This is a genomic window from Blastococcus mobilis (assembly GCF_900188025.1).
Taxonomy (GTDB): Bacteria; Actinomycetota; Actinomycetes; order Mycobacteriales; family Geodermatophilaceae; genus Blastococcus_B; species Blastococcus_B mobilis.
In genome coordinates, this window is sequence record NZ_FZNO01000001.1 from 16,643 (window position 1) to 30,056 (window position 13,414).

A 13,414-nucleotide genomic window follows, 5' to 3' on the forward strand; every position below is an offset into this window, starting at 1 on the left:
CCCGAGTAGCGCCGTGGGCCTCAGGTGCCGCGCTCGGTGCACTGGCTGAGAGTCGTGGCGGTCACGGCCAGGTGTGGGCGAGCAGTTCGGCCGCCGCTCGGGGTCGCGGGAGAGAGGGTCACCTCCTCCAGCGCCCGGTGCTCGGCGACCGCATCACGGCCCGGGGCGACCGCACCGACCACCGGCGGGCCAGCTCGGCAGATCGTCCGTCCAGCCCATGGCCGGAGGACCGAACCGCACCAGATCCGCTGTTGTGTTCTTCGTGGTGTCACCTTCGGTGTCGTCATCGACCGACGGGCGGTGGCGCCCTGCACCGAACGTCGAGGGCGGTTCGCCGCGCCCGCCGTCGCCCCTTCCCGTTGTCCGGTGGCCGGGGTGGTGAGCAGGCTCGCTGATCAGGCGCGGCGCCGCGTTGCGGGTCGCCCCCGCGACCGGGATACCGATGAACGTGGCGAGTGCACGGAGCTGGTCGAGCGGGGGCGACGACGGGCGGTGGCCGGCGGGGCCGGTTGCGGTGCGGCCGCTCCTCAGGCCGGGAGGGGTGAGAGTGCGGTGACCATGCCGAAGAGATCCTTGGGGTCATCGGGCTCGGCGACCAGGTCGATGTGGTCCACCCACGGTGTTCCCCGCACGGCGTCGCGTACGTAACGCAAGGCGGAGAGGTCCTCGGCGGCGAAGCCGACGGAGTCGAACACCGTGACCTGATCGGCCGATGTGCGGCCGGCGCGCCGACCGGTGATCACTTCCCAGAGCTCCGTCACGGGGAAGTCCGGTTCCATGACCTGGATCTCGCCCTCGATCCGGGTCTGTGGAGTGAACTCCACGAACACACCTGCGTCGCGCAGGATCGCCGGATCCAGCTCGGTCTTGCCGGGGCAGTCCCCGCCGATGGCGTTGATGTGCATGCCCGGCTCGACCCAGGCGGCGGGCAGCACCGTGGCCAGCGCCTTGTCGGCGGTGCAGGTCGTGACGACGTCCGCGCCGCGGACCGCCTCCTGTCCGGAAGAAGCGATGGTGACGGTGAACCCGAGTGGTTCCAGGTTGCGCTGCACCTTGGCCGAGGCGGCCTGGTCGATGTCCCAGACGGCGACGTGTTCGATGCCCAGCGCGCCCCGCATCGCCAAGGCTTGGAACTCGGCTTGGCTGCCCGCACCGATCAGAGCCAGTCGTCGGCAATCGGGACGCGCAAGGGCCGCGGCCGCGACGGCCGACGTCGCGGCGGTGCGCAGTGCGGTCAAGAGGGTCATCTCTGCGAGGAAGATCGGGTAGCCGTTCGACACGTCGGCCAGCGCACCGAAGGCGGTGACGGTCTGGAAGCCGCGGGCCGGGTTGGACGGATGGCCGTTGACGTACTTGAAGGCGTACGTCCTCGAGTCGCTGACGGGCATGAGCTCGATGACGCCGAACGATGTGTGGCTGGCGACGCGGGGCGTCTTGTCGAGAGCCTGCCACTGCCGGAAGTCCTGCTCCACGTAGCGGGCGATGCCGTCGATGGCGTTCTCCACTCCCGTCTCAGCGATCCAGCGGGCCATGTCGCGAACGCCGACGAACTCCGTCATCTCGATCCTCACTCTCCATCTCGGCTGCGGCTGCGGCTGTGGCTCTCGGGCTCTGCCGCCGTGCCCAGCTGCTCCCACCGGCACGGTTGACCCCCCGCGGCTCGTGACGGCTGCGCCATCGAAGACGATCCAGGGGAGCGCCATGCCAGTCCAATGCCAGTAATTGCCTGCCGTCATGCCCTTTGGGCATGGGGCGTCGGGCTGTCAACCACCGCGATACGGCCGCAGGCGCCGCTGCCGGGCACGGACCGACGATGTTCGATCCACGCGTCGAGTCAGGCCTCGCCGCGGTTGACGGTGATCTCGTCGACGTGCCCGGTGACCATGCCGTACGCCTCGAGGATCTCGGTGTACGTGCCGTCGTCGACCAGCGACTGGTACGCCTGCTCCAGGGCGGGGATCAGCTCGGCGTCGAACTTCTTGTTCAGCATGACGCCGACCGGGTTCGGAAGGGTCTCGGTGTAGCCGATCGAGAGCGCGCCCGCGGACTGCTGCACGACGTTGAGCGCGATCGGTGCGTCGATGACCATGGCGTCGGCGCGGCCGGCCGACAGTGTCTGCACCGCCGAGACCGACGTGTCGGCCTGGACGGGGACCGGCGGCTCCTCGCCGGCCTCCTCGCAGAGGGCAATGAGGGAGCCCGGCGCCGCGGCGTCGGTGATCTGCAGCAGCTGCACGGTGCCGACGGCGGCGGTGACCTTCCTGCCGCACAGGTCGGCGGCCTCGACGATGCCCAGCGGATTGCAGTGAGCGACGACGGTGGACACCGAGGCGTTGACGTAGTCGACGAAGGAACCGACCTCCTGGCGTTCCTTGGTGTCGTTGAAGAACCCGGCGATGCCGTCGACCTGGCCGGCGCTGTAGGCGGCCAGCGGGTTCTGCAGCATCTGGAACTCGATGGTGACGCCGAGCCGCTCGCCGGCGGCGCGGAGCAGGTCGGGTTCGAAGCCCCGCTGCTCGCCGTCCTTCTCGAAGTTCACCGGCGGCAGGTCGGGGGCGACGCCGAGGACCACGGGCTGCGCCGTGGTCTCCTCGGAGACGAGGCCGGCCAGCGCCGGGTCGACCTCCTGAGTGGGCAGCGGGGGCGCGGCCAGCGGGTCGCCCTCGGGCACTTCTTCGGTCTGGCAGGCGGGCGGAGTGGTGGCGCCCGCGGCCCCAGGGTTGTCGACCCGGGCGCCGCAGCCGGTCAGCACGCCGACGACGGCGAGCCCGAGCGCCGGGACGGCGGTCAGCAGACGGGTTCTCATGACTTTCTCCGGTTCTGGGAGTGGTACGCGCCGGTCAATGGCGGTCCAAGGAGTCCGCGCCGTGGCGGACGACGCCGCCGACGACGGTGGCGACGACCGCGACGTCACCGATCGAGTCGGGGGCCACGCGGAGCAGGTCGTCGGAGAGGACGACGAAGTCGGCGAGCTTGCCGCGGGCGAGGGTGCCCTTGCGGTGGTCCTGGTGGTCGGCGTAGGCCGAGCCGACGGTGTAGGCCCGCAGCGCCTGCAGTGGAGTCAGCCGTTCCGCCGGGTTGAGCACCGAGCCGTCGGGCAGCTGCCGGTTCACCAGGGAGTGGATGCCGCGCAGCGGCGACCCGTCGACGACCGGGCAGTCCGAGCTGCCGGGCAGCTCGATGCCGGCGTCGAGGAAGCTGCGCTGGCGGTAGAGCAGCCCGGCGCGCTCGCGGCCGAGGGCGGTGACGTAGCTGTCGCCGAGCTCGTCGAGGAACCGGCCTTGCGGCACCGGGACGACGCCGAGTTGCTTGAGCCGCTCGATCTGGCGGTCGTCTGCCAGCCCACAGTGCTCGATCCGGTGCCGTGGGTCGGTGCGCGGGTGCAGCTCCTGCGCTCGCTCGTAGGCGTCGAGGATCACCTCGACCGCGGCGTCACCGATCGCGTGGGTGCCGATCTGCCAGCCGGCGCGGTGAGCGGCGAGGATCTTCTCCTGCAGCACCGCGGCGTCGTCGAGAAGCAGACCGCGACCGCCGGGCCGGTCGGCGTAGTCGCAGCACACGGCGGCGGTGCGGGCGGTCAGCGCTCCGTCGCTGATGATCTTCACCGCCCCGATGCGCAGGACGTCGTCCCCGAGGCCGCTGCGCAGCCCGAGATCGAGACCGAGCCCATCCCTCTCGATGTCGTGCAGCGCGGAGATCTCCGGCATCACCGTCATCCGGACGCCGAGCACGCCGCGGTCGCGCGCGGTCATGAACGCGGCGAGGTCGGTGGGGCTGTTGCCGATCATCGCCCCGCTGATCCCCGGTTCGGTGACGCTGGTGAGCCCGTCCGCAAGCGCGGCCCTGCTGCCGAGCTCGATGGCGTGGACGAACTCCTCGAACGGCTGGGGCCGGATGTGGGCGAAGATCAGGGTCATCGCGCGCTCGGCGATCAGCCCGGTCGGGTCGCCGTCCGGACGGCGTTCGATCCAACCGCCGTCGACGTCGGGGAGGTCCCGCGGGTCGGTGAACCCGATCCGCCGGATCGCCACCGTGTTGGCCACGCCGGCGTGGTGGGAGGCGTGCGCCACCCACACCGGCCGCCCACCGCACACCGCGTCCAGGCCCTCGCGGGTGGGGGAGCCGTCCAGCTTGCCGTCGTCCAGACCGGTCGCCAGCACCCAGGCGTCCGGCGCGAGCCCGGCCGCGTGCCGGCCGACCGCCGCATAGACGTCGTCCAGGGTGCGCACGGCTGCCGGCGAGACGTCGCACATGAGCAGGTCCTGACCGCGGGCGGACAGGTGCTGGTGGGCGTCGTGCAGACCCGGCACGACCGGTGCGCCCCCGAGGTCGAGCGTCGTCTCCGCGCGGCAGCCGGCGAGTTCCTCGTCGAACCCGACGATCAGCCCGCCCACCACGCCGACGGCGGTGGCGGTCGGCCGGTCGGGCTCCAGGGTGGTGAACCGGCCATGGGTGAAGAGTGCGTCGAGCAGCATGGGTGTCCTCGTCCGGGCCGGCGCGGGCCGACGGTCTGGTGGTCCGGCGGTGGGGGGTCAGGCGGTGCGGGGCGCGGGGCGGGCGACGGAGGCGAGCAGCGCTGCGACGTCGAGCGCGCCGCCCGCGGCCACGAAGTCGGCCACCACCGCGTCCCGCAGTCCCGGGTCACCGAGGAAGTCGACCGCCGTGAGTGCCAGTCCCAGCGCGCCGTCGAGGACGCCGCGATCCGCGAGGGGCGAGGCGGCGTGCTCGGCGAAGGCGGCGGTGTGCATGCCGGCGGACGGCGGCGCGATCCCGAGCATCGGATGGATGGCCGGCACCCGGAGGCTGATGTTGCCCAGATCCGTCGATCCGCCTCCACCGCTGGGCAGGGCCTCGGCGGCGCGGACGGTGCGCCCTCGCGCTGTCATGTGGGCGGCATAGCGCTCGGCCAGCGGGCCGTTGGTGCGGACCGGCAGGTACGGGGGCGCCGGATCCCATGCGGCCTCGACCGTGGTGCCGGTGAGCAGTGCGGCCCCGTCGAGGACGGCCTGAACCCGCTCCGTCAGGTCGAGCAGGCCTTCGACGGAGGGCGAGCGCAGCATCACCGTCGCCCGCGCGAGCGCGGGGACGACGTTCACCGCCGCGCCCCCTTCGGTGACGATGGCGTGCACGCGGTCGTCCCGGGGGATGTGCTGCCGGAGGGCCGCGAGCCCCTGGTACGCGGCCACGACGGCGTCCAGGGCGTTGCGGCCCAGGTGGGGGGTGGCCGAGGCGTGCGCCGGGACACCCCGGTAGGTCACCTCGACCACCCGGCAGCCGAGGGCGGTGAAGTCGGCGACGTCGTCCCCGGCGAACGGGTGCAGCATGAGAACGGCGTCGATGCCGTCGAACGCACCCGCCCGCGCCATCAGCTCCTTGCCCGAGCCGTTCTCCTCCGCGGGGGTGCCGAGCAGGAGGACGGACCCGCCGAGCCGGTCGACCACCGGGGCGAGACCGACGAACGCACCGACGGCGGTCGCGCAGATCACGTTGTGCCCGCAGCCGTGGCCGATGCCTGGCAGGGCGTCGTACTCGGCGAGGATCGCCACCCGTGGGCCACCCGAGCCGAGTGCCGCCCGGAAGGCGGTGGGCAACCCGTGGACGCCGACCTCGAGGTCGACGCCGTGCGCGGCGAGGTGGTCGTGAACCAGTTGTACCGACCGGTGCTCGGCGAAACCGATCTCGGCGGCGGCGTGGACGTCGTGGCTGAGCCGGACGAGGCCGGGGCCGGCCGCCTCGATGGCGTCCTGGACAGCCGTGGTCACCTCGGCTGGAACGGCGTCGGGCGCCTGCTGCACGGTGGTCAACTCGTCGCGCCGTTGATCGTGATCGTGTCGAGCAGGCCGTACTCGATGCCGTAGGCGTTCATGATCTCGGCGTAGGTGCCGTCGTCGACGAGCTTCTGGTAAGCCTGCGCGAGCACGGCGGTGAGCTCGGCGTGCTCCTTGCTGATCATGACGCCGACCGGCACGGGCAGCTCCTCGACGTAGGCGATGGTGAGTGCACCCTCGGACTGCTTGACCGCGTTGACGGCGATCGGCTCACCGGTGACCATCGCGGCGGCACGGCCGGCGGTCAGCGAGGTGATCGCCGAGACGCTGGTGTCGGCCTGGACCGGGATCGGCGCCGGGAGGCCGGCCTCCTCACAGAGGGTCAGGAGGGACCCAGGCGTCTCGCTGTCGGTGAGCTGGGCCAGCTGGACGGTGCCCACCGCGGCGACGACCTCGAGCCCGCACAGGTCCTCGGTGCTCTCGATCCCCTTCGGGTTGCACTTCTGGGTCAGGGCGGCGCGCGAGCCGGTGCTGTAGTCGATGAAGTCGCCGAGCTTCTGGCGCTCCAGGGTGTCGGTGAAGGCGCCGGCGATGCCGTCGACCTGCCCGGCGCTGTACTCCTGCAGCGCGTTCTGGCTCTCCTGGAAGACGATCTCGACGCCGACGAGCTGGCCCGCCGCGCGCAGCAGATCGGCCTCGTAGCCCCGCTGCTCACCGTCCTCCCCGCCGAAGTTGATCGGCGGGAGGTCCGGCGCGACGCCGATGACCAGCGGCTGTTCGGTGTAGGTGTCGGGCACCTGACCGGCGAGCTCGGTGTCCGCTTCGAGCTCGGTCAACTCCGGTGCGGCGAACGGGTCGCCCGAGATGTCGGGGTCGTCGCAGGCGGCGGAGGTGCCGGCTGCGTCGGGGGATGCCGCGGCGTCGGGGTCCTCCACCTGGGCGCCACAGCCGGCGAGCAGGACGGCGACCGCGACAGACGCGAGGGGAACGAGGGCAGGGCGGAGCAGGAACACGGGCTCTCCTTGGAGGGGGTGGTGAACGAGCAGGTCAGCTGCGGGTGGCCGAGCGGGCGACCAGCCGTTCGAGGCCGACCTGGAAGAGCGTCAACCCCGCGGTCAGCACGAGGTACCAGAAGGTGGCGACCAGGAGCAGCGGGGTCTGCTGGAGGTTCCGGGCGCCGATCTGCATGACCGCGGAGAACAGGTCGGTGACGGAGGCGAGGATCACGACGGCGGTTGTCTTGGTCATCGCGTTGACGTTGTTGAAGAAGGGCGGCAGGACCACCGGCAGGATTTGCGGGGCCAGGATGCGGCGGCGGATCTGGCGGGGTGTCATGCCGACTGCGCGCGCGGCCTCGATCTGGCCGGGCGGGATGGCGGCCACGCCACCGCGCAGGATCTCCGCCATGTAGGCCGACTCGTTGAAGCTCAGCCCGATGATGCAGCCGATGATCGGCGCGACCAGGAGGTTGGTGTCGTAGAAGGCGAACTCGGGGCCGAACGGGATGCCGATCGAGATCACCGGGTACAGCTGGGCGAGATAGACCCAGAAGATCACCTGGACGATCACCGGGACGCCGCGGAAGAACCAGATGTACCAGGCGGCAATGATCGACAGCACCCTGCTCGACGACATGCGCAGTCCGGCGATCACCGAGCCGAGGGCCAGGCCGACGCCGACGGCGCCGAGGGTGAGGACGATGGTGATCCACAGGCCGCCCAGCACCTTGTCGTCGAAGAGGTACTCCCCGACGACGTCCCAGCGCCACCGTTCGTTGGTGAGCACGCTGTTGGCGAGCATCGCGAGGATCAGCGCGAGGAGGGCGTAGCTGACCAGCCGCCAGGGGTGCTTGCGACGGACCAGGGGCAGACCCGGTGGCGTGGGTTCGGTGCCGAGCGGCGCTGTGGGGGTGGGGACGAGGGTGCTCACGGCGGCTCCCGGGTCGTCGGCGATCTCGGCGGTGATGCGGGCGGTCACTGGACCCGCGCCAGGAACTCGCGGGTGCGCGGGTGCGTGGGGTTGCCGAAGACCTCGGCGGGTGTGGCGTACTCGACGATGCGGCCGGCATCGACGAAGGCGACCCGGTCGGCGACCTCGCGGGCGAAGGCCATCTCGTGGGTGACGACGAGCATGGTCATGCCGGCCTCGGCCAGCTCCTTCATGACGCCGAGGACCTCCCCGACGAGCTCGGGGTCCAGCGCACTGGTGGGCTCGTCGAAGAGCATCAGCTTGGGTTCCATGGCCAGCGCGCGAGCGATGGCGACCCGCTGCTGCTGGCCGCCGGAGAGCTGGCGCGGATACATGCCGGCGCGGTCGGCCAGGCCGACCCGGGTGAGCAGCTCCTCCGCGCGCCGCCGCGCCTGGTCGCGGGGCAGCCCGGCGACGACGACCGGGCCCTCCATGACGTTCTCCAGCGCCGTCCGGTTGGGGAACAGGTTGAACTGCTGGAAGACCATGCCGATGTGCCCGCGCTGCGCTGCCGCCTCCCGCGGCGAGAGTTCGTGCCGCCGTCCGCCGCGGAGCCGGACGCCGATCAGCTCGCCGTCCACCTCGATGACGCCGTCGGTGGCCTCCTCGAGACCGTTGACGCAGCGCAACATCGTCGACTTCCCGGAGCCCGAGGCGCCGATGACGCAGACGACTTGACCGCGCTCGATCGTCAGGTCGATGCCGCGAAGGACCTTGATCGCGCCGAAGGACTTCCAGACGTTCCGGAACGTCACCATCGCCGGGGGGCCGGACGCGGGGGCGTCCTGCTCCCGGACCGGCGTGTGCGTCGACTGCACCACGATCGCCTCACTCTTCCTCGGCACTGGAACTGCGTTGCGGGAAGCGTGATCGTGCTCACCTAGACAGTCCAATGCTGATTTGGCTTTCATCGCATGCCGGAACGGCATACGGTCGGTGACGTGGATCTCCGCCGCGTCGAGCACTTCCTGGCCGTCGTCGACGAAGGAACGGTGACCGCGGCGGCGGACCGCATCCGCCTCGCGCAGCCGGCGCTGAGTCGTCAGCTCTTCCAGCTGGAGCGCGAGCTGGGGATTCGGCTGTTCGACCGCACGCGGGGGCGTCTTTCGCTCACCCCGGCAGGGCGCGACTTCGTCCCGGTGGCTCGGGAACTCGTGGCGTTGGCCGAGCGCACACAGGCGGCGGCGCGAACGTTGGCGGAGGGGGTGCTGAGGCGGCTCGTGCTGGCTGCGCCGACAGCGACCCTCATGGAGCTGGTGGCACCGTTCCTGGGCACGCTCGGCGAGGAGGACCCGCTGGTACTGGTGCGGGAGGTATCGCCGTCCCGGGCCTACTCTGCTCTGGGAACCGGCGCGGACCTCGCGATCTCTCCCGCCCCGGTCACCGGGCGCCTCGCCCATCGTCGGCTCGGGGCCGTGCTGCTCCGGGTGTACGTGTCACCCGATCACCCCTGGTCGCGCCGTCCGACCCGGAGGGTGGAACTGGCCGAGCTGGTGGAGGAGCCTCTGATCCTGCTACCGCAGGACAACACGTCCCGTGTCGAACTCGACCTGGCGGTCGCGGAGGCAGGGCTCGCCTACGACCGGGTGGAGGAGTGCGCCGTCGCCCGGGTCATCCAGGCGCACGCAGCCGCCGGGCGAGGCGTGGGAGTCGTCACCGACCTGCCCCGGTTCGGAGCCCGCAGTCTCACCATCGCCGATCCACGGGGCGCCGGTGAGGCGGCGCTGCACATCGTCCTCAACGCGGCCTGGGACCCGGCGCACTTCGCCGCCGAGGCGATCGAGTCGATGGCCGGGCGGATCGGGTCCTTCCTCGCCACCGTCGACGGCGCCATTCGCTGACCCGGTTGCCGATCTCAGTCCAGTTGAGCGACAGGGTGGGGTGGGTGTCGGCGTAGTCCACGCCGGCGGTCGAGACGTCGTGCAGCTGCTGCCCCGGACCGGCTCCCGGCTCGGCGATGTCGACGACGTCGAGGACCCCGGGACCGCCGAAGCGGTGATCCGCGCGACTCGCATGCGCTGAGGCCGGGGCAGGGTCCGGTGCCACTCCCGGTCACGGGGCGAGCCATGCTGTGCGGGCCGAGCCGCCGACCGGGGCGCGGCCCCGACGAGGTGCTGGAGGCCCGTGACGATGGAGGAGCTCCCCGTTCCGGCGACCGAGTTGTTGGGGGCGGCGACGCGGATCGCCGACCTCCTGCTCGACGTCCAGGCCCGGGTGAACGCGCAGGTCGATGCCGCGTTGACCGACCTGCTGCCGGAGGTGCAGCAGCGGCTGGGCGTCGTGCAGACGCAGAATGTCGACCTCGCCGGGCTGGTGAACGCGAGGATCACCGGCCTGAGCGTCGTCGTCACACCGGCCGCGGTCGCGACGGTCGTCCCGCTGTCGCCCGAGGCCGTCACCACGACGCGGGCCGGGCGTCGCGCCATGACCGACATCGTCGATGGTGTCGACGACCGCGTGGCCGTCATCGCCGGCCCGTGCTCGATCCACGACCCGGCCGCCGCGCTCGAGTACGCCGCCTTCCTCGCGCGCATGCGGGAGCGGCACGGCGAGGACCTCGAGATCCTGATGCGGACCTACACCGAGAAGCCGAGGACCGAGGTCGACTGGAAGGGGTTCGCCTACGACCCGTTCCTCGACGGGTCCAGCCGGATCAGCGTCGGCCTGGTCGCGACCCGGATGCTCATGTGCCGCATCACGGAGCTGGGCGTCCCGGTCGCGGCTGAACCGCTCAACGCGCTCACGCCGCAGTACGTCAACGGACTGGTCACCTACAACGGCGTCGGGGCGCGCAACGTCACCGACCAGACGGCCCGGGAGCGGGTGTCCGGCTTCTCGTCCGTCGTCGGGTTCAAGAACTCCCCGGAGGGCAGCATCGACGCCGCGATCCAGGCCGTCGTGGCCGCGCGTGCACCACACGAGTTCCTGGGCGTCGACCACCACGGAGTGAGCGCTCAGCTGTCGACGACCGGCAACGACACCGCCCACGTCATCCTGCGCGGCGACAAGTCCGGCCCCAACTACTCCGCGGCACACATCGCCGACACCAAGCGGAAGCTGGCCGAGCGGGGCTTGCCGGAGGTGGTCGTCGTCGACGCCTCCCACGGCAACAGCCAGAAGAACCACCGGCGCCAGATCGAGGTCGTGCGGGACCTGGCGACGCAGATCGCGAGCGGCGAGCGGGCCATCCGCGGCGTGATGGTGGAGAGCAACCTCGCCGCAGGGAGGCAGGACCTCGACCGCCGTCATCCGGAGCGACTGCAGTACGGCGTCAGCGTCACCGACGCGTGCGTCGACCTGGACACGACCGAGGCGATGCTGGCCGAGCTGGCTGAGGCGACCCGCGCCCGGCGCCGTGGTCAGGCGGCCTGGAACGAGCGCTTGGCCAGGCCCAGGGCGTAGCCGTCGATCGTCGTGGTCACCGGCGCGGCGGGATCGGCCGCGGCGCCGAGGGTCACGAAGAGCGGAGTGAAGTGCTCCACCGTCGGGTGCGCGTACGGCATCCCCGGGGCGGCGGTGCTGAAGCGGGCGAGCTCGTCGACGTTGCCGGACGCCAGGGCCTCGGCGGCCCAGATGTCGAAGTCGGTGGACCAACCCGGGACCACCTTGCCGGCGAACATCTCGCGGGTCAGGAACGGCAGGCCATGGGTCATGTAACCCGAGCCGATGACCAGAACGCCCTCTTCGCGCAGTGTCCTCAGTCGCTGTCCGAGGGCGAGCAGCCGGGCCGGGTCATGGGTCGGCATGCTGAGCTGGAGCACCGGGATGTCCGCTTCGGGGTACATGATCTTCAACGGCACCCAGGCGCCGTGGTCCAGGCCGCGGCGGGAGTGCTCGTGCACCGGCTCGGTGTCGGGCATCAGGGCGGCGACCTGACGCGCGAGGTCGGTGGCGTCAGGGGTGTCGTAGCGCATCGAGTAGTAGAGCGGGTCGAAACCGCCGAAGTCGTACACCAGCTCGGTGGGCCGGGTGGTGCTGAGGCTCAGCGGCGCGGACTCCCAGTGCGCGGAGACGATGAGGATCGCCTTCGGCCGGGGGAGTGACCGGGCCCAGTCGTGCAGCTGGGTCATCCAGTCGGTCATCTCGAACAGCATCGGAGCGCCGTGGCTGATGTAGAGGCTCGGCAGCGGACCGTCGTCCGGGGTCCACGACCCCTGTCCGGTGCCCTCGGCGGCGACCCGGCGCAGATGCTCGGCGAACGGGTGCTGCGCTGGGATGCGGGCGTCGGCGGCCGCGGTCGTGCTGCGTGTGGCGGCGGTGGTCATGGGGAGCTCCTCCAAGGTGACCCGGCGCTTCGTGCTGCCAGGAACGGCCGTGCGGGTCGTGTCGTCACGGTCCTCGCGACGGTGGGTCGGGTGAGAGGTGCAGCGATGTCGGCCGGCTCCGCCCCGGCCGGTGCGTGGGCACCAGCCGGGGCATCGGCAGGATCGATCGCTGCCTGGACCTACGAGTCGGCTGACTCAGTTCACGAGGCCGAAGCCGCCGGTCCAGGAGATCTTCTCGCCGGCGGCAAGGGTGAGCTGCAGGAAGCCGACGGCCTCGAGCTCACGGGCCCGGCGCAGGGAACCGGCGTCCACGGCGCGCAGCCCGCCTGCGGTGACGATGCCGGCGAGCAGCGCCTTGGCGTCGGCGTCGTCCCCGGCGATGAGGACGGTCGTGGGGAGCGGGCCGACGACCCCGGAGGTCAGGGTGGCGGCGAACGTGGTGTTGAACGCCTTGAGCACGCGCGACTGCGGCAGTGCCGCGGCGATCTCGGCGGCCGCCGAGCTGTCGGCCGGGACGGTGAGGGAGTCGAACGTCGTGAAGTCCAGCGGGTTGGTGATGTCCACGACGACCTTGCCGGCGAGGCTGTCTCCGCGGGCCCTCAGCACGTCCGCGACGGCGGGGTACGGCACGGCGAGCACGACGACGTCCCCGGTGACGGGCTTGTCGGCGTCGGACTGGCCGAGCAGCTCGACGCTGTTGCCGCCCTTGCTCGCGATCCCCGCGATGGCCTGACCCATGTTGCCGGTGCCGATGATGCTGATGTGTGCCACGGAGATCACTCCTTCTCAGTTGGTTGAAGCTACAACTAAGACCTTATGACTGGTTGGTTGTCACGTCAACTAAAAGCTAGGATGGGCGACATGCAGACCGAGTGGCTGTCCGATGAGGAGCGGGTTGCCTGGGTGCGGCTCGCCGCGGTCCTCGAACTGCTCCCCGGTGTCCTGGACACCCAACTGCGGCGCGACGCCGAGCTGACGCACTTCGAGTACTTCCTGCTGGCGATGCTGTCGGAGGCGCCCGACCGCACCCTGCGCATGACCTCGCTGGCTCAGCGCACCCACGCCACGCTGCCCCGGCTGTCCCACGTGGTGCGCAGACTGGAGGACCGCGGCCTGGTCCGCCGCTTCCCGTGCCCGCAGGACGGCCGGGCCACCAATGCACAGCTGACCGACGCCGGCTGGGCCAAGGTCGTGGACACCGCGCCAGGGCACGTCACGAACGTGCGGCACCACGTGATCGACGCGCTGGGCGCCGATCAGGTGACGCAGCTGTCGGAGATCACCGAGGCGATCCTGGCGCGGATCGATCCCGACGGAGTGGTGATGAGCCCGCAGCGTGGTCACCCGAGTGGGCGCCGCTGACGCTCCGGGCTGACCGCCCGGCGGCTGTGCCCGCCGGGCACGACGCCGGAG

General features: G+C 71.4%; 12 protein-coding genes. 3 read left to right on the forward strand and 9 right to left on the reverse strand.

Features of this window, described 5'->3' with window-relative positions:
* Positions 1-527: 527 nt before the first annotated feature.
* The 7 genes from ocd to CHB94_RS00115 form a co-directional block, all read right to left on the reverse strand.
* A complete protein-coding gene (gene ocd, locus CHB94_RS00085) occupies positions 528-1,559 on the reverse strand; it encodes an ornithine cyclodeaminase (RefSeq protein WP_089334842.1) in 1,032 nt (343 codons plus the stop codon).
* Positions 1,560-1,834: 275 nt separating this feature from the next.
* Complete coding sequence (locus CHB94_RS00090) at positions 1,835-2,806, reverse strand: transporter substrate-binding domain-containing protein (protein WP_089334561.1); 972 nt, start codon at positions 2,804-2,806, stop codon at positions 1,835-1,837.
* A gap of 34 nt (positions 2,807-2,840) precedes the next feature.
* The gene (locus CHB94_RS00095) at positions 2,841-4,475 is read right to left on the reverse strand and encodes an amidohydrolase (protein ID WP_089334562.1); all 1,635 of its coding nucleotides are present in this window, start codon (positions 4,473-4,475) and stop codon (positions 2,841-2,843) included.
* 57 nt (positions 4,476-4,532) lie between these two features.
* A complete protein-coding gene (locus tag CHB94_RS00100; protein ID WP_089334843.1) occupies positions 4,533-5,795 on the reverse strand; it encodes a M20 family metallopeptidase in 1,263 nt (420 codons plus the stop codon).
* A 5-nt stretch (positions 5,796-5,800) separates the two neighbouring features.
* Positions 5,801-6,781, reverse strand: a complete 981-nt coding sequence (locus CHB94_RS00105) for a transporter substrate-binding domain-containing protein (RefSeq protein ID WP_141137381.1) — start codon at positions 6,779-6,781, stop codon at positions 5,801-5,803.
* A 34-nt stretch (positions 6,782-6,815) separates the two neighbouring features.
* Positions 6,816-7,745, reverse strand: a complete 930-nt coding sequence (locus CHB94_RS00110; RefSeq protein ID WP_089334564.1) for an amino acid ABC transporter permease — start codon at positions 7,743-7,745, stop codon at positions 6,816-6,818.
* Entirely contained in the window at positions 7,742-8,581 is an 840-nt protein-coding gene (locus CHB94_RS00115) for an amino acid ABC transporter ATP-binding protein (protein WP_438264901.1), read from the reverse strand. The genes CHB94_RS00110 and CHB94_RS00115 overlap by 4 nt, the downstream gene beginning before the upstream one ends.
* Before the next feature lie 96 nt (positions 8,582-8,677).
* Between CHB94_RS00115 and CHB94_RS00120 the strand changes: the two genes are divergently transcribed.
* Positions 8,678-9,577 carry a LysR family transcriptional regulator gene (locus tag CHB94_RS00120; RefSeq protein ID WP_176445337.1) on the forward strand — a complete coding sequence of 300 codons (900 nt, stop codon included), beginning with the start codon at positions 8,678-8,680 and terminating at the stop codon, positions 9,575-9,577.
* Positions 9,578-9,866: 289 nt separating this feature from the next.
* On the forward strand, positions 9,867-11,138 hold the full coding sequence (locus CHB94_RS00130; protein ID WP_089334845.1) for a 3-deoxy-7-phosphoheptulonate synthase: 1,272 nt from the start codon (positions 9,867-9,869) through the stop codon (positions 11,136-11,138).
* On the opposite strand, the gene CHB94_RS00135 is transcribed toward CHB94_RS00130, so the two are convergent.
* Both CHB94_RS00135 and CHB94_RS00140 read right to left on the reverse strand, forming a co-directional pair.
* Positions 11,096-12,001, reverse strand: a complete 906-nt coding sequence (locus CHB94_RS00135) for a dioxygenase family protein (protein ID WP_089334567.1) — start codon at positions 11,999-12,001, stop codon at positions 11,096-11,098. The genes CHB94_RS00130 and CHB94_RS00135 overlap by 43 nt on opposite strands.
* 195 nt (positions 12,002-12,196) lie before the next feature.
* Positions 12,197-12,772 carry an NADPH-dependent F420 reductase gene (locus tag CHB94_RS00140; RefSeq protein WP_089334846.1) on the reverse strand — a complete coding sequence of 192 codons (576 nt, stop codon included), beginning with the start codon at positions 12,770-12,772 and terminating at the stop codon, positions 12,197-12,199.
* A gap of 90 nt (positions 12,773-12,862) precedes the next feature.
* Here CHB94_RS00140 and CHB94_RS00145 point away from each other — a divergent pair, with 90 nt between their 5' ends.
* Positions 12,863-13,363 carry a MarR family winged helix-turn-helix transcriptional regulator gene (locus tag CHB94_RS00145; RefSeq protein WP_089334568.1) on the forward strand — a complete coding sequence of 167 codons (501 nt, stop codon included), beginning with the start codon at positions 12,863-12,865 and terminating at the stop codon, positions 13,361-13,363.
* The last annotated feature ends 51 nt before the right edge of the window (positions 13,364-13,414 follow it).

Excerpts from the sequence above, each read along its gene's own strand:
- CHB94_RS00130 (WP_089334845.1), top strand. The coding sequence starts at position 9,867 with ATGGAGGAGCTCCCCGTTCCGGCGACCGAGTTGTTGGGGGCGGCGACG.
- ocd (WP_089334842.1), bottom strand. The coding sequence starts at position 1,559 with ATGACGGAGTTCGTCGGCGTTCGCGACATGGCCCGCTGGATCGCTGAG.
- CHB94_RS00145 (WP_089334568.1), top strand. The coding sequence starts at position 12,863 with ATGCAGACCGAGTGGCTGTCCGATGAGGAGCGGGTTGCCTGGGTGCGG.
- CHB94_RS00090 (WP_089334561.1), bottom strand. The coding sequence starts at position 2,806 with ATGAGAACCCGTCTGCTGACCGCCGTCCCGGCGCTCGGGCTCGCCGTC.
- CHB94_RS00095 (WP_089334562.1), bottom strand. The coding sequence starts at position 4,475 with ATGCTGCTCGACGCACTCTTCACCCATGGCCGGTTCACCACCCTGGAG.
- CHB94_RS00135 (WP_089334567.1), bottom strand. The coding sequence starts at position 12,001 with ATGACCACCGCCGCCACACGCAGCACGACCGCGGCCGCCGACGCCCGC.